This is a genomic window from Pseudoroseicyclus aestuarii (assembly GCF_003217255.1).
In the GTDB taxonomy this organism is placed as follows: domain Bacteria; phylum Pseudomonadota; class Alphaproteobacteria; order Rhodobacterales; family Rhodobacteraceae; genus Pseudoroseicyclus; species Pseudoroseicyclus aestuarii.
Window position 1 is genome coordinate 89,552 of the sequence record NZ_QJTE01000006.1, and the last position, 14,797, is coordinate 104,348.

General features: G+C 70.5%; 21 protein-coding genes and 1 pseudogene. 11 read left to right on the top strand and 11 right to left on the bottom strand.

From position 1 onward, the window contains the following. The first annotated feature begins 39 nt into the window (after window positions 1-39). From DFP88_RS14495 to DFP88_RS14510, 4 genes are all read left to right on the top strand, one after another. Entirely contained in the window at window positions 40-795 is a 756-nt protein-coding gene (locus tag DFP88_RS14495; protein WP_110815420.1) for a cytochrome c biogenesis CcdA family protein, read from the top strand. Window positions 796-899: 104 nt separating this feature from the next. After that, entirely contained in the window at window positions 900-2,132 is a 1,233-nt protein-coding gene (locus DFP88_RS14500; protein WP_245904829.1) for a hypothetical protein, read from the top strand. Between the two features lie 38 nt (window positions 2,133-2,170). Next, window positions 2,171-3,475 carry a cytochrome P450 gene (locus DFP88_RS14505; protein WP_245904830.1) on the top strand — a complete coding sequence of 435 codons (1,305 nt, stop codon included), beginning with the start codon at window positions 2,171-2,173 and terminating at the stop codon, window positions 3,473-3,475. Beyond that, window positions 3,472-4,776, top strand: coding sequence for an NAD(P)/FAD-dependent oxidoreductase (locus DFP88_RS14510; RefSeq protein ID WP_110815421.1), 1,305 nt, complete (start codon window positions 3,472-3,474; stop codon window positions 4,774-4,776). The genes DFP88_RS14505 and DFP88_RS14510 overlap by 4 nt, the downstream gene beginning before the upstream one ends. Window positions 4,777-4,779: 3 nt before the next feature. Here the strand turns inward: DFP88_RS14510 and DFP88_RS14515 are convergent, their stop codons facing one another. Continuing rightward, the gene (locus tag DFP88_RS14515; protein WP_110815422.1) at window positions 4,780-5,199 is read right to left on the bottom strand and encodes a protein tyrosine phosphatase family protein; all 420 of its coding nucleotides are present in this window, start codon (window positions 5,197-5,199) and stop codon (window positions 4,780-4,782) included. Window positions 5,200-5,247: 48 nt separating this feature from the next. Continuing rightward, window positions 5,248-5,463, bottom strand: coding sequence for a hypothetical protein (locus tag DFP88_RS14520; protein WP_110815423.1), 216 nt, complete (start codon window positions 5,461-5,463; stop codon window positions 5,248-5,250). Between the two features lie 131 nt (window positions 5,464-5,594). Between DFP88_RS14520 and DFP88_RS14525 the strand changes: the two genes are divergently transcribed. Continuing rightward, window positions 5,595-5,867 (top strand): DUF2312 domain-containing protein, encoded by a 273-nt coding sequence (locus DFP88_RS14525; RefSeq protein WP_110815424.1) that lies wholly within the window; start codon window positions 5,595-5,597, stop codon window positions 5,865-5,867. A gap of 47 nt (window positions 5,868-5,914) precedes the next feature. Here the strand turns inward: DFP88_RS14525 and DFP88_RS14530 are convergent, their stop codons facing one another. Further along, window positions 5,915-6,787 carry a hypothetical protein gene (locus tag DFP88_RS14530; protein WP_110815425.1) on the bottom strand — a complete coding sequence of 291 codons (873 nt, stop codon included), beginning with the start codon at window positions 6,785-6,787 and terminating at the stop codon, window positions 5,915-5,917. 492 nt (window positions 6,788-7,279) lie between these two features. On the opposite strand from DFP88_RS14530, the gene DFP88_RS14540 reads away from it, so the two are divergent. Continuing rightward, on the top strand, window positions 7,280-8,083 hold the full coding sequence (locus DFP88_RS14540; RefSeq protein ID WP_110815427.1) for a glycosyltransferase: 804 nt from the start codon (window positions 7,280-7,282) through the stop codon (window positions 8,081-8,083). Beyond that, the gene (locus DFP88_RS14545) at window positions 8,068-8,898 is read left to right on the top strand and encodes an NAD-dependent epimerase/dehydratase family protein (protein WP_110815428.1); all 831 of its coding nucleotides are present in this window, start codon (window positions 8,068-8,070) and stop codon (window positions 8,896-8,898) included. Before DFP88_RS14540 ends, DFP88_RS14545 begins: the two co-directional genes overlap by 16 nt. 439 nt (window positions 8,899-9,337) lie before the next feature. On the opposite strand, the gene DFP88_RS17490 is transcribed toward DFP88_RS14545, so the two are convergent. From DFP88_RS17490 to DFP88_RS14580, 8 genes and pseudogenes are all read right to left on the bottom strand, one after another. Continuing rightward, on the bottom strand, window positions 9,338-9,472 hold the full coding sequence (locus tag DFP88_RS17490; RefSeq protein ID WP_281268199.1) for a hypothetical protein: 135 nt from the start codon (window positions 9,470-9,472) through the stop codon (window positions 9,338-9,340). Beyond that, a pseudogene (locus DFP88_RS14555) lies at window positions 9,469-10,218 on the bottom strand (hypothetical protein). The gene DFP88_RS17490 and the pseudogene DFP88_RS14555 overlap by 4 nt, the downstream one beginning before the upstream one ends. Window positions 10,219-10,221: 3 nt before the next feature. Beyond that, window positions 10,222-10,494, bottom strand: coding sequence for a DUF2312 domain-containing protein (locus DFP88_RS14560; protein WP_110815430.1), 273 nt, complete (start codon window positions 10,492-10,494; stop codon window positions 10,222-10,224). Window positions 10,495-10,670: 176 nt separating this feature from the next. Further along, a complete protein-coding gene (locus DFP88_RS17100; protein WP_181418664.1) occupies window positions 10,671-10,826 on the bottom strand; it encodes a hypothetical protein in 156 nt (51 codons plus the stop codon). Beyond that, a complete protein-coding gene (locus DFP88_RS14565; RefSeq protein WP_110815431.1) occupies window positions 10,823-11,500 on the bottom strand; it encodes a cold-shock protein in 678 nt (225 codons plus the stop codon). Before DFP88_RS14565 ends, DFP88_RS17100 begins: the two co-directional genes overlap by 4 nt. Then, window positions 11,497-12,000: a hypothetical protein gene (locus tag DFP88_RS14570; protein ID WP_110815432.1), complete on the bottom strand. Its 504-nt coding sequence runs from the start codon at window positions 11,998-12,000 to the stop codon at window positions 11,497-11,499. The genes DFP88_RS14565 and DFP88_RS14570 overlap by 4 nt, the downstream gene beginning before the upstream one ends. Beyond that, complete coding sequence (locus DFP88_RS14575) at window positions 11,997-12,197, bottom strand: hypothetical protein (protein ID WP_110815433.1); 201 nt, start codon at window positions 12,195-12,197, stop codon at window positions 11,997-11,999. Before DFP88_RS14575 ends, DFP88_RS14570 begins: the two co-directional genes overlap by 4 nt. Before the next feature lie 247 nt (window positions 12,198-12,444). Beyond that, window positions 12,445-12,846, bottom strand: a complete 402-nt coding sequence (locus tag DFP88_RS14580; protein ID WP_110815434.1) for a helix-turn-helix domain-containing protein — start codon at window positions 12,844-12,846, stop codon at window positions 12,445-12,447. Here DFP88_RS14580 and DFP88_RS16915 point away from each other — a divergent pair. The 4 genes from DFP88_RS16915 to DFP88_RS14595 all read left to right on the top strand — a co-directional run bounded on the left by DFP88_RS16915 (window position 12,845) and on the right by DFP88_RS14595 (window position 14,625). Then, window positions 12,845-13,084, top strand: a complete 240-nt coding sequence (locus DFP88_RS16915) for a helix-turn-helix transcriptional regulator (RefSeq protein ID WP_146227519.1) — start codon at window positions 12,845-12,847, stop codon at window positions 13,082-13,084. The two genes, DFP88_RS14580 and DFP88_RS16915, sit on opposite strands and share 2 nt — an antisense overlap. 100 nt (window positions 13,085-13,184) lie before the next feature. Beyond that, the gene (locus DFP88_RS14585) at window positions 13,185-13,697 is read left to right on the top strand and encodes a hypothetical protein (RefSeq protein WP_110815435.1); all 513 of its coding nucleotides are present in this window, start codon (window positions 13,185-13,187) and stop codon (window positions 13,695-13,697) included. A 65-nt stretch (window positions 13,698-13,762) separates the two neighbouring features. Then, window positions 13,763-14,050 carry a hypothetical protein gene (locus tag DFP88_RS14590; protein ID WP_146227520.1) on the top strand — a complete coding sequence of 96 codons (288 nt, stop codon included), beginning with the start codon at window positions 13,763-13,765 and terminating at the stop codon, window positions 14,048-14,050. After that, complete coding sequence (locus DFP88_RS14595; protein ID WP_110815437.1) at window positions 14,047-14,625, top strand: DUF1937 family protein; 579 nt, start codon at window positions 14,047-14,049, stop codon at window positions 14,623-14,625. The genes DFP88_RS14590 and DFP88_RS14595 overlap by 4 nt, the downstream gene beginning before the upstream one ends. Window positions 14,626-14,797 lie beyond the last annotated feature (172 nt).

The following is a 14,797-nucleotide window of genomic DNA, read 5'->3' on the forward strand; positions in this document are numbered from 1 at the left end:
CGCGCGCCGCGCTAAGCGGGGAGGTGAAGGAGACCCGCCATGCTGAGTGCCGACCTGATCCTCGATGCGACGCTGCTGCCGGCCATGGGCGTCGCGCTGATCGCGGGGCTGATCTCGTTCCTCAGCCCCTGCGTGCTGCCGGTGGTGCCGCCCTACCTTGCCTACATGGGTGGCGTGACGGTCACCGACCTGTCGCAGCGCGCGGCGGCGCGGCGGCGGGTGCTGCTGGCGGCGGCCTTCTTCGTGCTGGGCCTCTCGACCGTGTTCCTGCTGCTGGGCGTCGCCGCCTCGGCTCTGGGGCGGGCGCTTCTGGCCTGGCAGGGCTGGCTCAATACGCTGGCCGGGATCACGGTGATGATCTTCGGGGCGCATTTCCTCGGCATCTTCCGGCTGCGCTTCCTCGACCGCGAGGCGCGGATCGAGGGCGGCGATCGCGGCGGCTCGGCCGCCGGGGCCTATGTGCTGGGGCTCGCCTTCGCCTTCGGCTGGACGCCCTGTCTCGGGCCGATCCTCGGCACGATCCTGAGCCTTGCCGCGACCGAGGCGGACCTCGGGCGCGGCACCGCGCTGCTGGCGGTCTATGCGCTGGGGCTGGGCCTGCCGTTCCTGGCCGTCGCGGCCTTCTTTCCGCAGCTGTCGGGGGCGATGGGCTGGATGAAGCGGCACATGGACCGGATCGAGCGCGTCTCGGGCCTGCTGCTCTGGACCGTGGGGCTGATGATGCTGACGGGGCAATTCAGCGCCTTTGCCTTCTGGCTGCTCGAGAGCTTTCCGGCGCTGGCGCGGCTGGGCTGAGGCGAGGGGGCGCTGCCCCCGCCTCGGCTGCGCCGAGCCTCCCCCGGGATATTTTCGAAAGAGAAGAAGAGGCGGATTAACCCTTCGCTAACCATCGCGCGCCGATGCTGCTGTGGATGGAGCAGGGGCGTCAGGATCGGGTGCGGCGGCGGCGGGTGTTCTACATCCCCGGCTTCGATCCGTTCCACCCGCGCCGCTACCGCGAGCTTTATCGGGCAGAGGCGGCGGCGCAGGCGGCAGTCTCGGGCCATGACATCCGGCTGGAGCCTGCGGAGTTTGGCGGTGGCTATGGCTGGCGGGTGACGGCCGTGATCGAGGGGGCCTGCACCACGGCGGAGGTGGAGGTGCTGGTCTGGTCCGACATCGTGCGCGCGCAGATGGGCGGCGGCATCGCGGCGACCTACGGGCAGATGCTGCGCACGGCCTGGGTCTATGCCGCCTCGCGCGCGCTTTGGCAGCTGTTCCGGCTGCGCAAGGGGCCGGTGATCGCGGCGCTCTACCCGGTGGCGATGCTGCTGGCGCAGGCGCTGCTGGCGCTGGGGCTGGCGGTGCTGGCCTGGGCGGTGCTCGCTGCGGCACTCGGCTCTTTGGCGGGGGCGCTTGCGGGTCTCTGCGCGGGCGTGGCCTTGCTGCGCTGGTTCAAGCGGCGGGACGGCAGGGTCTATGCCTATTACCTGATGCATGACTACGCTTTCGCCGCCCGCTGGCGCGGCGCCAACCCGCCGCAGCTCGAGGCGCGGCTTGGCGCTTTCGCGCAGCGCGTGAGGCAGGCGCTGGCCGAGGATCTCGACGAGGTGCTGGTGGTGGGCCATTCCTCTGGCGCGCATCTGGGCGTCTCGGTCCTGGCCGATGTCCTGCGGCAGGGCCCGCCGCCGCGCGCGGGGCCGGCCCTGTCCTTCCTGTCGCTGGGGCAGGTCGTGCCGATGATGAGCTTTCTGCCCGAGGCGCGGCGTCTTCGGCGCGACCTGGCCTTCCTGTCGGTCAGCGAGGGGCTTATCTGGGTCGACGTCACCGCGCCGGGCGACGGCTGCGCCTTCGCGCTTTGCGATCCGGTCGCGGTCAGCGGGGTGGCGCCGCCGGGGCAGCGCTGGCCGCTGGTGCTCTCGGCGGCCTTCCGGCAGACGCTGTCGCCCGCGCGCTGGCGGGCGTTGCGCTGGCGCTTCTTCCGGCTGCATTTCCAGTACCTCTGCGCCTTCGACGCGCTGGAGGGCAGGCCGGGGGAGTACGACTACTTCCGCGTGACCGCCGGGCCGCTGACGCTGGGGGCGCGTTTCGGCGGGCGGGCACCCTCGCCGGGGCGGATCGCGCGGCCGCTGTCGCCGCAGCGCGGGTGGTAGCCCTGCCGCCAAAGCCGGAGGCCCGGCCGGAGGGCCCCTTGCCGGCCTGGCGTTACCTGCGGCTGTTCCGGGCCGATCTCCTCTCGGCGCAGCCGGCACGGCTGTACCGGGCGAAGATGGCCGAGTTGCGCCTGCCGCTGCTGCGCAGTGTGCTGCTGAACGATCCGGACCTGGTCGACCTCGTGCTGCGGCAGCGGCCCGGGGACTTCGGCAAGTCGAGGCGCGTGACCCGGGGGCTGCGGCCGCTTCTGGGTCGCAGCGTCTTCGTCACCGGGGGCGAAGACTGGGCGCGCCAGCGGCGGCTGATCGACCCGGCTTTCGCCGGAGGCCGCCTGCGCGAAACCTTTCCCGCAATGCGCAGCGCGGCCGAGGCGGCCTGCGCCCGGCTGGAGGCGCGCTGTGGCACCCTGACGGAGATCGAGGCCGAGGCGAGCCATGCCGCCGCCGACGTGATCTTTCGCAGCCTCTTTTCCATGCCGATCGAGGCGCAGGCGGCGGGTGAGGTGTTCGAGGCCTTCCGCGCCCATCAGCGCCTGCAGCCGGTGCTGAGCCTCGGCGCGCTGCTGCCGCCATGGCTACCGCGGGTGCATGGGCGGCGAACCCGCGCCACCGCGCGGCAGATCCGCGGCCTGATCGCGGGGCTGGTGGCGCAGCGCTCTGCGGCGCTCGGGCGGGGCGAGGCGCCCGATGATCTGGCCAGCAAGATCATGACCGCGCGCGATGCCGAAGGGGAGGGGTTCAGCCCCGAGGAGATGATCGACCAGGTGGCGATCTTCTTCCTCGCGGGGCACGAGACCAGCGCCGCGGCGCTGGGCTGGGCGCTCTATCTGCTGGCGGCGCATCCCGACTGGCAGGACCGCGTGGCGGCAGAGGCGAGAGGCTGGGACGGCAGCTTTGCCGGGCTGTCGGGGCTGGGCGTCACACGCGACGTGCTGCGCGAGACGCTGCGCCTTTACCCGCCCGTGCCGATGATGGTGCGCGAGGCGGCGCGGCCCGAGCGGTTTCGCGGCCGGGCAGTGCCGCGGGGCGCGCAGATCGTCGTCTCGCCCTGGCACCTGCACCGGCACGAGCGGCTCTGGGAGGCGCCCGATGCCTTCGACCCCGGCCGCTGGAACAGCGCGGCGGGACGGCAGAGCGCGCGGCGCGCCTATCTGCCCTTCTCCGCGGGGCCGCGCGCCTGTCCGGGCGCGGGGTTCGCGATGACCGAGGGGGTCTTGCTGCTGGCGGTTCTCCTGCGCAAGCTGCGGCTGGCGCCGGGGCCTGTCCCGGTGCCCGTCGCGCATCTGACGGTGCGGGCGAAGGACGGGATCTGGCTGCAGCTGGAGCGGCGGGAGAAGGCATGAAGACTGGTATCCCGGCGCTGGAGCCGGTGGAGGACGCGGGCGCGCTGCCGCCGCGCGCCGATGTCGTGGTGATCGGCGGCGGCATCATCGGCTGCGTCGCGGCCTGGGAGCTGGCGCAGCGCGGGCTGAGCGTGGTGCTTTGCGAGAAGGGCCGCATCGGGGCCGAGCAATCGTCGCGCAACTGGGGCTTCGTGCGGCAGATGGGCCGCGACGCCGCCGAAATGCCGCTGGCCATCGAAAGCCTGCGGATCTGGCGCGGGCTGGCGGAGCAGGGGATCGAGACGGGCTTCCGCGAGGCGGGGACCGCCTGGCTCGCCCGGACGGAGGCCGAGGCCGCGGGCTACGACAAGGCCGAGGCGCTGGCCCGGGCGCATGACCTGCCGGTGCGCGTCCTGCGCGGCAGCGAGGTCTCCGAGGTGCTGCCCGGCGCCGCGCCGGGGTTCGCCCGCGGGCTCTGGCTGCCCAGTGACGGGCGGGCGGAGCCGGCCCTGGCCGCGCCGGCCTTCGCGCGGGCGGCACAGCGTCAGGGTGCGGTGATCGTCCAGACCTGCGCGGTGCGGGGGGTGGAGACGGCGGCCGGGCGCCTGTCGGCCGTGGTGACGGAGCGCGGGGTGATCGCCTGCGAGGCCGCGGTGCTGGCGGGCGGCGCCTGGTCGCGCCTCTTCCTGCGCAACGCCGCGATCCGCTTTCCGCAGCTCAAGCTGCTGGCGACGGTCGCGCGGATCGAGACCGCGGCGCAGCTTGGTGCCGCTTCGGTCGCGGCGGGGCCGGTGGCGCTGCGGCCCCGGCTCGACGGCGGCTACTCGCTCGCGCGGCGGGCCTGGAACGTGGTGCCGCTGGTGCCCGACAGCTTTGCCTTCTTCCGCGATTTTGCGCCCATGCTGGGCCGCGAATGGCGCGATCTGAAGCTGCGGGTGAACGGTGCCAGCTGGCAGGAGGCGCGGATGCCGCGCTCATGGGCGCTGGACGCGGCCTCGCCCTTCGAGAGGATGCGGGTGCTCGATCCGGCGCCGCATCAGCCCTACCTGCGTGCCGCGCTGAAGGAACTGGCGCGGGCGGTGCCTGCGGCGGCGGATGCGCGCATCACCCATGGCTGGGCCGGAGTGATAGACGCTACGCCAGACGGCGTGCCGGCGATCGGGCCTCTGGCGGGCCTGCCGGGGATGACGCTGGCCTCTGGCTTTTCGGGGCACGGCTTCGGCATCGGGCCGGGGGCGGGGCGGCTGGCCGCCGATCTTGTGACGGGCGCCGCGCCGTTGGTGGACCCGGCGCCCTTCGCCCCGGCGCGGCTGGGGCTTTAGCCCTCAGCCGGCGGCGTCGAGGGTGGGGCGCAGCCGCTCGAGGTCGTAGCCCGCGGCGCCTGCCTTGCCGATGATCTCGTCGGTGGGCATCTTGCCTGCCTGCGACAGCGCCCAGAGGATCGAGGAGCGGGTGCCGCTGGCGCAATAGGCCAGGACCGGGCCGGGCGCGGCCTCGATGGCCTGGGCCTGCTCGTCGATGCGCCCCTCGCCGAGGGTGTCGTGGGTCACGGGGTTGTCGACGAAATGCACCCCCGCCGCCTCGGCGACCTCGCGCAGGCGGATCGACTTCAGCTCTGGCGGATTTTCGGCGTCGGGGCGGTTGCAGATGATCGTGGTGTAGCCGGCCTCCTTGATGGCGGCGACTTCCTCGGGGCGGATCTGCGGGCTCACGGCATAGCCGGATGTGATCTGTCTGATATCCATGGGCTGAAGATAGGGCGCCGCGGGGCGGGCGTCCAGCGCGCCATGACCTCAGGTCAGGACGACGCCGACCACCACCAGCATCAGGCCCATGAAGGAGGTGAAGAGCGCGCCGATATTGATCGGAAGCACCCGCAGCAGCCTGGCCCGAAACTCGTCGTCGGGCAGGTCGGCGCGGCGCAGGCGCATCACCTTGAGCCCGCTCCAGATGATCGTGCACAGCCCGACCAGCGTCACCGCCGCTCCGATCCAGATCAAGGCCTGCATGTCGTCCCTCCTGCCGTGTCGCGCCGCAGGTAAAGCCGCGCCCGCTCTGGCGCAAGGGCGGTTGCGGCAGGGCGCGGCTGCGGCTATGGCCGGCCCCCAGCAGCACATCGGTACAATGCAGGAGACAGGCGATGAGCGATTCTGGCGTGAATGCCGGCGGCGGTTTCGGCGGCGAGGGAGACGCGGGCGCCGAGCTGCGCCAGTTCATCGAGCGTTTCGAAAGGCTCGATGCGGAAAAGGCCGATATTGCCGACCAGATGAAGGAGGTCATGGCCGAGGCCAAGGGCCGCGGCTACGACACCAAGGTCCTGCGCAAGGTTATCGCCCTGCGCAAGCGCGACGCCGACGATATTGCCGAGGAAGAGGCGATCATGGACATGTACAAGGCCGCCCTGGGCATGTGACCTCGGCCCGCGCCCGGTCCCGCACCGGGCGCGGTCGCCCCTAGGGGTCAGGGCCGGATCAGCGCGACCCCCTCCATCTGCGCGATGCGCGCGAGATCGGCCTCGTAGGCCTGCGTCATCGCGGCGAGGGTGCCGTCGCAGCAGCCGGGCAGGTCGATCTCCTGCTTCACCGCCTTCGGGATCGCGAATTTTCCCAGAAACACGCCGATCACGTGGCGCCGCTGCGCCGCGCTGAGGGCGTGCGCTTCGACATAGGCGGAATAGCGCTCCAGCGCCGGTGCGGGCAGGATCTCGGCAAGCAGGTCGTGGCGGCCCGAGGGCGCGTCCTGCGCGCCGGCGACCGTCTCGAGCACCTCCTGCCAGACCAGCGGCATGTCCTCGCTGCACCAGAGGGTCAGCCGCGCCTCGGGCAGGGCCTTGCGGATGCGGGCGGCCAGCCCCGACCACGCGATTTCCTGCGGTGCGACGCCGTCCATGAAGACATCGAGGTGCCTGGCCCGGGTCCGGGCGAAGGTCGCGGCGACGAAGGCCGCCGGGTGTCGCAGCGTCAGGCACAGGTGCAGCGCGTCTTGCGGAAACAGCGCCCGCAGTGCCGCCAGCCGCCGCTCGAGGGCAGGGTAGAGCGCGCCGCCCCGGAAGATGCCCGGCGGCAGGGCGAGGAAGGCCGGATCGCTGAGCACGAGGCGCTGCGGCTCCTCCCGGGTGTCGAGGATCTGCCGCAGCGCCAGGCCGCGGGCGGTGCCGGGCACTTCCTGCCCCGAGGCGATGGCGCCCAGCGTCTCGCGCAGGAGGCGCCGGTAGCGGGCCGGCTGCGGCACCGCCGTGCCGAGCGCGGCCAGCGCCGCCCTGTCCTTCTGGAGGGAGGTCACCAGCCGCTCGCCGTCGGCGCAATTGGCCCCGATATGAAAACACAGATCCATCGCGCGCAGTCTGCGGCGCGGCGGGTAAGGATCGCGTGTACGAGGGCGGCGGCCCCTGCGGGCCATGGGCCGGACCTTGCCGGGACCGCGCGAGGGGCCTGCCGCGCCCCTGTCCGGGCGATCGGCGCGCCGTTCACCGCCGGTTGCATGAACTGCGTGACCTGCAACTGCTGGTGCCGTCCCGTTTCGCCGCACTGGCTACTTGCCATAGGGGCAGGTTAACGCTTACCAAATCGAAGCCAGGGAAGCTGCGGTGACGGGACTCCATGACGATCGCGAGAATTGGCGTGGGCGCGTTCGGCGACCGGTTCATCCCACGGCAGCCCGGAAGGGCGGGGCAGGCGATCGGTGTGCGGTTGCTCGCCACGCTTACAGCGGCCCGTCGCATCGGCCGCAGCCCGCTTCCGGCCCGCTTCGACTGCAGGCGCCCCCTCGGCGCCACGGCAGAGCGGGGCCCGGACCTCGGCACCTTCAGCTGCACCCTCTGACGACATGCGGAACGCCTTCGTCACCCTTGTCACGAACGACGACTTCGCGCGCGGGGCCGGCGCCCTGCTGCATACCATCGACGCCACCGGCACGGCGGCCGATCGCGTCGTGATGCACACGGATGCCGTGTCGGAGGCCGCGCTATCCCCGCTTGCCTGGGCCGGGGCGCGGCTGGTCCGCGTCGATCTCCTGCCGATGTCGGCGGGCTTCAACGCGGCCCATGCGCGGGACCGGATTCACGGCGCCGCGCCCTTCCGCAAGGGCGACAAGCCGGTCTTCCACACGCCGCTCGACAATTTCGTCAAGCTGCGGCTCTGGCAGCTCGACTACGACCGGGTGGTGTTCCTCGATGCCGACACGCTGGTCCTTCGCAACATCGACCGCCTGTTCGACTACCCCGAATTCAGCGCCGCGCCCAATGTCTACGAGAGCCTCGCGGATTTTCACCGGCTGAACTCGGGCGTCTTCACGGCCCGTCCCGACAGTCGGACCTTCGAGCGGATGCTGGCGCATCTGGACAGGCCGGATGCGTTCTGGCGCAGGACGGACCAGACCTTTTTGCAGGACTTCTTCCCCGACTGGCACGGCCTGCCGGTGACCATGAACATGCTGCAATACGCCTGGATCAACATGCCCGAGCTGTGGTCCTGGCCCGAGATATGCGTGCTGCACTACCAGTACGAGAAACCCTGGGTCGATCATGCGAAGGCCGATCGCCTGAGGCCCCTGATCGATCTGTGGCACGCCTGCGCGGCAGGCCGGGTTCCCGATGTCTGCAGCTTGCCCGCGCCATGCGCGTCGTCCTGAGCGGGGCCACCGGCCTCGTCGGCCATCCGATCGCCGCCCATCTCGTGGCGGCGGGGCATGCGGTCACGACGCTGGGGCGCCGCGCCTCGCCGCTTGGGCTGCCGCATCTGGACTGGGACCTCGGGGGCAGGTGTCCCGACCTCGGTTTCGCCGATGCGCTGGTCCATGCGGCCTTCGCGCATGTTCCCGGTCGCTATCGCGGCGGCGAAGGCGGTGACCCCGCGGGCTTCATCCGGCGCAACGGGGACGGAACGCGGCACCTCTTCGACGCGGCGCGCGGCAGCAGGATCGTCTTCCTGTCGTCCCGCGCGGTCTATGGCAGCCGGCCGCCGGGCACGTGCCTGACCGAAGACATGATCCCGCAGCCCGATACGCTCTACGGCACCCTCAAGCGCGATATCGAGGCCGAGGTCATCGCGCGGGGCGGCATCGCGCTGCGGGCAACCGGAGTCTACGGCCCGCCGCCGCCGGGGCGGGACCACAAGTGGAGCGCGCTCTTCGCCGATTTTCGGGCCGGGCGCCCCATTGCCCCCCGCGTGGCGACGGAGGTGCATGCAGAGGACGTGGCTGCCGCCGTCGCGGTCGCCCTGCGCCATCCCGGGCCGGATGTCCTGAACCTGTCGGATATCACGCTCGACCGCCGCGATCTTCTGGCGGCCTACGCCAGCGTGACGGGGCATTCCGGCCATCTTCCGCGGCGCGCCGATGCCGGGGCGGTCTGCGCGATGGAGACGGGCAAATTGCGCAGCCTCGGCTGGAGCCCCCGCGGCATCGCCGGGCTGCACCCCGCCCTTCGGGCAATGACAGCGCTATAGGTCATCGGCGCAGACCCCGCATTGCCGGGGGCCCCGCCATACCGGACAGGCGCGGCCTCCCTCACCGATCTTAGGCACTGGAGAATCCCGCGCTTCTCCTGCCTCGGTGCGTTCGGCCCTGCGATCGGGCACCAGTCAGCAAAGAGGCTGGACGCTTAAAGGTGCAACAGCATGGGATGGATCGGTGGTGCCCCCAGAGGGCACCCATGGACTTTGTTTTAACTTAACTTTTTCGATCTTCGTTGGGTTGGTCCCCCATCTGGTCCCCCACGATGAAGTTGCTAACTTCTTCAACGCTGACGAAGCTAGAGGAGCCTCGCTTATAGATCTTTACCTTCCCCTGCTCGGCCCATCGATAAAGCGTCGCCCGGCTGATGCCGAAAGCTTCTGGCGCTTGGCCTGGGCGAATGAAGAGTGGCTGAACTCGCGCAACTGCCATTTAGGCCTCCTGTGTCTCGAGTTGAATTGTGTTGATCGATTGCTTTGCCGCCTTCGCGCAGCCATGCCGCCCGCACCACGCATGCGCGATGCAGCCGCAGGCGATGCGGTCTGCCATGCTGATGCCGCCGCTCATGCCGGCACCTCCGCTGCGTCGGTGACGGTGCCAGCCCACTGGTCGGCGCAGGCCTCGGCCAGGCCCTCGAAGGTCCGGCTGCGGATCTTCCAGCGGTCCGGGCCCGGCGGGGCGCGGTGGATCGCGCTCCAAGCCTTGTGCTCGGGCGTGCCGGCCTTCGGCGGTGTCAGCTTCTCCGTCGCTGCCAGCCGCGGCAGACCGCGCAGGTAGAAGCCGGTGGCCTTGAAGGCCGGCTCGCCGAACCACCAGGGCTGGACGATCTGCGGCTTCGGCAGGTCCTCGGGCAGGCGGGCGCGGCCGTGCGGGTTCATCACCGGGTTCTCGATCGCGACGCGCGGGATCGGGGCCTGCCAGCAAGCGGTGAAGAGCCCGGCGCCCTCGTCCAGCAGCCGCCACATGATCGCACGGCGCGCCTCTGACGAGAGGGTCGGTCAGTCCGCGCGCTCCTGGGCGGTCGCATCAGCGGGCGGGCTCTTCGGCGGCTCGTGCAGCCAGCGCACGCCGCTGTTGCAGAGCCGGGTGCAGGGCGGATGCATCACGGCCAGCATGTCCCAGCCGAGGGGCAGGTAGTCACGGATATCGCCGGTGAGGTGCCGGTTGCTGCCGTCCTCGGCCGGCAGAAGGTCGCAGGACCAGACGTCGTGCCCGCGCGCGGCCATGGCCCGGCGCATGACGCCGCTGGTCTCGCAGCCGACGAGGATGCGGAGCGGGCCGTCAGCCGAAAAGGTGTGAGAGGTGTCCAGCATCGCTCACATCCCCAGCGCGACTTTGTACATGTCGAGGATGGCCTCTTCCTCGGCGACGTCGTCCGGGTCGCGCTTGCGCAGGGCGATGAGCCTGCGCAGGGCCTTGGTGTCGTAGCCGCGGCCCTTGGCCTCGGCCATGACCTCCTTCATCTGGTCCGCGATGTCCTGCTTCTCGGCCGCGAGGCGCTCGGTGCGCTCGACGAACTGCCGCAACTCCTGCGCGGCTGCGGCCAGCAGCTTGCCGGTGACGGCCTCGTCCTCGGGGCTCTGCTTCATCGGGGTGCGATTGGCCTGCCGCGCCCCGGCGGCTTGGCTCGAGGCATCACCGGGGGCGGAGCCGGAGACGCAATGCGGATCGGCAGGCGTGGCGCGCGCGGCGTCAACGGCGGCAGGCTCCGCGCTGTTCGCCGGACCAAGCTTCGTGTCCCTTTGAGGCTGATCGGTTGGGAGGGTCACAGGCAGCTCCAGCAGACGCGGGCGGAGAGGAAGATCGCGGCGCCGATGAGCAGCTCGAGGACGGCGAGGATCAGCACGACGCCGAGCCAGCGGCCCTCGGCGAAACGCGGGTCGCGGTCCTGGACGCCGGAGCGCTGCGCAGCGCGGCTCATGATGCCTCTCCGGGCTTTGCGCGATGCGCCTGTGCCTGCGCCTTCTGGTCCTGCGCCTCGGTCGGCTCTTCCGCCTGCGCCTGGGCCGCCTCCTGCGCCTGCAGGTCGACCTGGGCCCAGTCACGGGCTGCGACGGCGATGAGGCCGCGGGGACCTTCGGTGACATGCAGCGCCAGCGCCTCGCCCTTGGCGGGCGGGTTGAGCCCGACGAGGCGCAGCACGCTGGCATGCAGGAAGATGTCCCGGTCCGGGGCGCCGAAGGCCCGGGCGAAGCCGATGCCGCGGCGGGCGTCGTACCAGGTCACCCGCGCCGCCTCGACGGGCAGGGCCGCGGCATCGACCTCGCGGCCGATCTCCTCGAGGAGGGCGGGCGGCACGGGCGTGGCGGCTGGTGCCGGCCCAAAGCTCAGGATCTCGCTGACCTTGGTGCCCTTGTCGGTCTCCGCGAGCTGGACGGTCAAACGGGTGCCGGGGGCGATGCCGGAGCGGCCGGCCCAGTCGAGGGTGCTGGCATGCAGCAGGGCCTCTGCGCCGAGATCGAAGCTGACGAAGCCGTAGCCCTTGGCGCGGTCGAACCACAGGACAGTGACCTCCTCGCCCTGGGGCGCGGGGGCAGGCGGCGCTGCCTCGGCAGCAGCAGCGACATTCGTCTGGAAATAAGAGGCGTGGATCATGCAGCCTCCTCCGTCTCCGCAGCGGCGGCACCGCTCAAGGCAGCGGCTGCCTCGGCAATGGTCTGACCCGGCACGGCGGCCGGCGGCGCAATGGTCTGCAGGCCGGGATGGATCATCCGGTCCAGCAGCGCCTGGGCCGAGTCCCGGACCGCGTCGCTGGCCGGTGTGAGGTGCTGCAGCACCGACAGCGCCCAGGCCCGCTGCAGGGCGCGGCGCTCTGGCTCGGCCGCAGGCGCGGCGGCGGCATAGCCACCGGCAGCGGCGCGGGCGGCGAAGCGCCAGCGCAGGGCGGCAGCCGCGTAGCTCATGTCCGAGAGGGTGATGCCGTGCAGGGCGATGATGGGCAGCGCAGGCAGGCCGCTGGTGTCGGTGTGCCATGTGCCGCCGCTGCGCAGCACCTCGGCGCGCAGCCGTTCGACGAGCGCCTGTGGCGCGAGAGCATCGAGATCGTCGCAGAGGGCTGCAAGCGCCGTGGGTGCGGGGTCTGCCGCGCCCGTCACCGCAGGCCTCCCTCGATGACGCGCAGGGCGATGCGTCCGGCGCCGTCACCGGTCTGGCGCAGCGGCGTACCGCGGGCCGTCATCAGCGCGAGGCGTGCCAGCTGCGCCAGCAGCGGCCGGTCGGCATAGCTGCTGGGATCGGCCGCGATGGCGGCGGCGTCGGTCAGGACGCGCGGGGCCTCAGGAAGGTGTTGCATCGGACGCTCCATCGAATAGGTCGATAGCGGCGTCGCACATAGCGAACATTGGGTCAAGCTTAAGTGTCGCAAATAGCGACACTTGGCGCTAGTAGCGAAAAACCTTAACGGCTGCGCCGGTGCATGCTAACAGAACATAATGCGAACCGGGAGACGAACGTGAGCGAGGGGAATCGTGCAGAAGAGGCACAACTGATCGAATTGCTTATGCAGCTGAGCCCGGAGGATCGCGCCGAGTGGCTCGATTTTAGTCGGGCCTTTCACCTCTATCGAGGGCGAGAGCGTGGCGAAGCACGGCTTCTCGGTCGCTCGGGCTAAGGCGGCGCATGAGCTTGATGTGCTCAACAATGTCTGGATCGACACTGCCGTCATCAATCAGATCGGCAGGCCATACGCCAAATGCTTCGGCAAATTTGGATAGGCGCAGGTTGTTGACCGTCTTCTTTCCGTTCTCGATCTCGCTGACGTAGCTGCGAGACATACCCACTTTGTCAGCGAGAACATCGACGGTCCAGCCGCGCTCCTGGCGCATCTCTTTGATCTTCAGCCGCATAGGTCGATGATACACGACCTCCGACTGCGACGCCCGTCGCAAGTCGCGAACGAAGCCGTTGCGTATAAATTCGCTATGTGCGACAAAGCTGAACATGACAACCCTTCCGGAATATCTGAGAGATCACGGTATCAGTCAGATCGCGTTCGCGCGGAAAGTAGCTGCTTCTCGCAGCTATGTGAGTGAAATCTCCAATGGAATAAAGGCGCCCAGCTGGCAGATGGCGCTGCGCATCGAAGCCGCCACCAGTGGCGCGATTCCGGCGACCAGCTGGCCGAAATTTCAGCCTATTGCGGAACACACCGCTGCTCCACATCAGAAGGGGGCCGCCTGATTCCTTTCCACCCCACATATCACGCCGCTCTGATCTCATGCTCCAGAGATGCACGCGGCGCGTCTTCCCGAAAAGCGAAAGCAACGCGGAGGGTTTCGCAATGAGCCGCAACCATCCTGCCGGCTCCGTCCAGGATGCCGTGTCACGCGCCTATACCGCCGCCGGCGGTCTCGAGGCAGCCTCGGACATGCTGGGGCTCACCGCCTCGACCCTCTCCGAGGCGACCGCCAAGAGCGCCAAGCGCCCGCACGGGCTGGGGGTCAATCACCTCGACCGCCTGGCACGCATGTCGCCCGAGGCGGCGCGGGTGCTGGCCGAGCACTTCGCCGCGCATGCCGGCGGTGTGTTCCATCCCAGCGGGGCAGGCGCTGCCGGTGCCGATAACCTGCTGGCGCAGATTGGCGTCAGCTCCAAGGAGTTCGGCGAGGCGATCAGCGCAGGCATGTCCGCGATCCAGAGCGGCGATCCGCAGGCCATCAACCGCGCGATCCTCGAGCATGACGAGGCCGGCTCGGCCATCGCCGATCAGCGCGCGCTCCTGGTCAAACTGCGCGAGGCCGGTAACTCGGCCTTTGGAAGTTTGCCCTACAAAGTTCCTGCGGGCGCTCGGTGATGCGGCGCTCGTGGCCCCTCTCTCTGCGCCCTAGCGTGTCCTGTCGCCGGCGCAGCCTGGACGCGGTGCAGGCGTTCCGCCGCCCGCGTCCGTTTTTCATCTCAAACGACGGCTCGACAGCGATCCACGCGCTCCGTCTGGGCGCCAATTTACGTGAGCGTGGCGCCCGCCTGCGCATGCAGTTGCTGGCGCACTACGCGCTCGAGCCTGCTCTGTGCGAGGACGGCGGGCAACGGGTCGCGCTCAACGCCGAGAGCGAGACGGGGCCGATGCGCTTCTTCTCCGGTCCGATGCGGGCAGAGCTGACCGCGCAGCTGCGCGCCGTCCCCGATCTTTGGGAGGCCCTGTCATGAGCATGCACCACCGCCTGCCTCGCGATCCTGACTGGCCGCAGCTCTGCGCGCGCTATACTGGCAGCGGCTTGCTGCAGCGGGACGTGGCGCTGATCGACGCGGCGCAGGTGCTGCGCGGCAGCCTCGCCTATCTCGCCACCCCCTACATGCGCCAAAGCACCGACGATGGCGGCCGCTGGTGCCCGAGCTTGTCGAGCTTGGCAGCAGATGCCGCCGCAGGCTGGACCAGCCGCTTCGCTTGCGCGGGCGTCACCGCCGTCTCGCCGGTCGTGCAGGCGGACGCGATGCTGCAGCGCGATCCTTGGAGCGACGCCCTCGTTCCGCTGGACGAGACCTTCTGGTCGACGTGGTGCCGGCCGCTGCTGGCGCGCTGCGACGCGGTGGTGATCCCGCCGCTGCCGGGCTGGGACTGCAGCGCCGGCGTCTGGGCCGGGGCCTGCGCCGCCGTCACCCGGCAGATGCGCGTGATCCTGATCGGCGCAGAGCCGGAGGAGCCGCAGAGCGCGGCGCCGGACTTTGCTCCGGACCCACAGCATCCCGTCCCCAGTCACCAGCCGGAAGGAGGAACGCCATGAGCATGGCCTTTGCCATCGACCAGAGCGAGGCGGAGGCTGTCCCGGTCGTCGCCGGATCGCGCAGCGAGCCGCAGGATGTGCAGGCGATGCGCAACCTCTGGGTCGCGGTGATCGAGCAGCATTACCGGACCGCGCTCTCGCCCTTCAAGTCGGACCAGGTGGAGCGCCGCCG

Coding starts and splice junctions, on each gene's coding strand:
- DFP88_RS14495 (WP_110815420.1), top strand. CDS start 40: ATGCTGAGTGCCGACCTGATCCTCGATGCGACGCTGCTGCCGGCCATG.
- DFP88_RS14500 (WP_245904829.1), top strand. CDS start 900: ATGCTGCTGTGGATGGAGCAGGGGCGTCAGGATCGGGTGCGGCGGCGG.
- DFP88_RS14510 (WP_110815421.1), top strand. CDS start 3,472: ATGAAGACTGGTATCCCGGCGCTGGAGCCGGTGGAGGACGCGGGCGCG.
- DFP88_RS14515 (WP_110815422.1), bottom strand. CDS start 5,199: ATGGATATCAGACAGATCACATCCGGCTATGCCGTGAGCCCGCAGATC.
- DFP88_RS14520 (WP_110815423.1), bottom strand. CDS start 5,463: ATGCAGGCCTTGATCTGGATCGGAGCGGCGGTGACGCTGGTCGGGCTG.
- DFP88_RS14525 (WP_110815424.1), top strand. CDS start 5,595: ATGAGCGATTCTGGCGTGAATGCCGGCGGCGGTTTCGGCGGCGAGGGA.
- DFP88_RS14530 (WP_110815425.1), bottom strand. CDS start 6,787: ATGGATCTGTGTTTTCATATCGGGGCCAATTGCGCCGACGGCGAGCGG.
- DFP88_RS14540 (WP_110815427.1), top strand. CDS start 7,280: ATGCGGAACGCCTTCGTCACCCTTGTCACGAACGACGACTTCGCGCGC.
- DFP88_RS14545 (WP_110815428.1), top strand. CDS start 8,068: ATGCGCGTCGTCCTGAGCGGGGCCACCGGCCTCGTCGGCCATCCGATC.
- DFP88_RS17490 (WP_281268199.1), bottom strand. CDS start 9,472: ATGAGCGGCGGCATCAGCATGGCAGACCGCATCGCCTGCGGCTGCATC.
- DFP88_RS14560 (WP_110815430.1), bottom strand. CDS start 10,494: ATGAAGCAGAGCCCCGAGGACGAGGCCGTCACCGGCAAGCTGCTGGCC.
- DFP88_RS17100 (WP_181418664.1), bottom strand. CDS start 10,826: ATGAGCCGCGCTGCGCAGCGCTCCGGCGTCCAGGACCGCGACCCGCGT.
- DFP88_RS14565 (WP_110815431.1), bottom strand. CDS start 11,500: ATGATCCACGCCTCTTATTTCCAGACGAATGTCGCTGCTGCTGCCGAG.
- DFP88_RS14575 (WP_110815433.1), bottom strand. CDS start 12,197: ATGCAACACCTTCCTGAGGCCCCGCGCGTCCTGACCGACGCCGCCGCC.
- DFP88_RS16915 (WP_146227519.1), top strand. CDS start 12,845: ATGACAACCCTTCCGGAATATCTGAGAGATCACGGTATCAGTCAGATC.
- DFP88_RS14580 (WP_110815434.1), bottom strand. CDS start 12,846: ATGTTCAGCTTTGTCGCACATAGCGAATTTATACGCAACGGCTTCGTT.
- DFP88_RS14585 (WP_110815435.1), top strand. CDS start 13,185: ATGAGCCGCAACCATCCTGCCGGCTCCGTCCAGGATGCCGTGTCACGC.
- DFP88_RS14595 (WP_110815437.1), top strand. CDS start 14,047: ATGAGCATGCACCACCGCCTGCCTCGCGATCCTGACTGGCCGCAGCTC.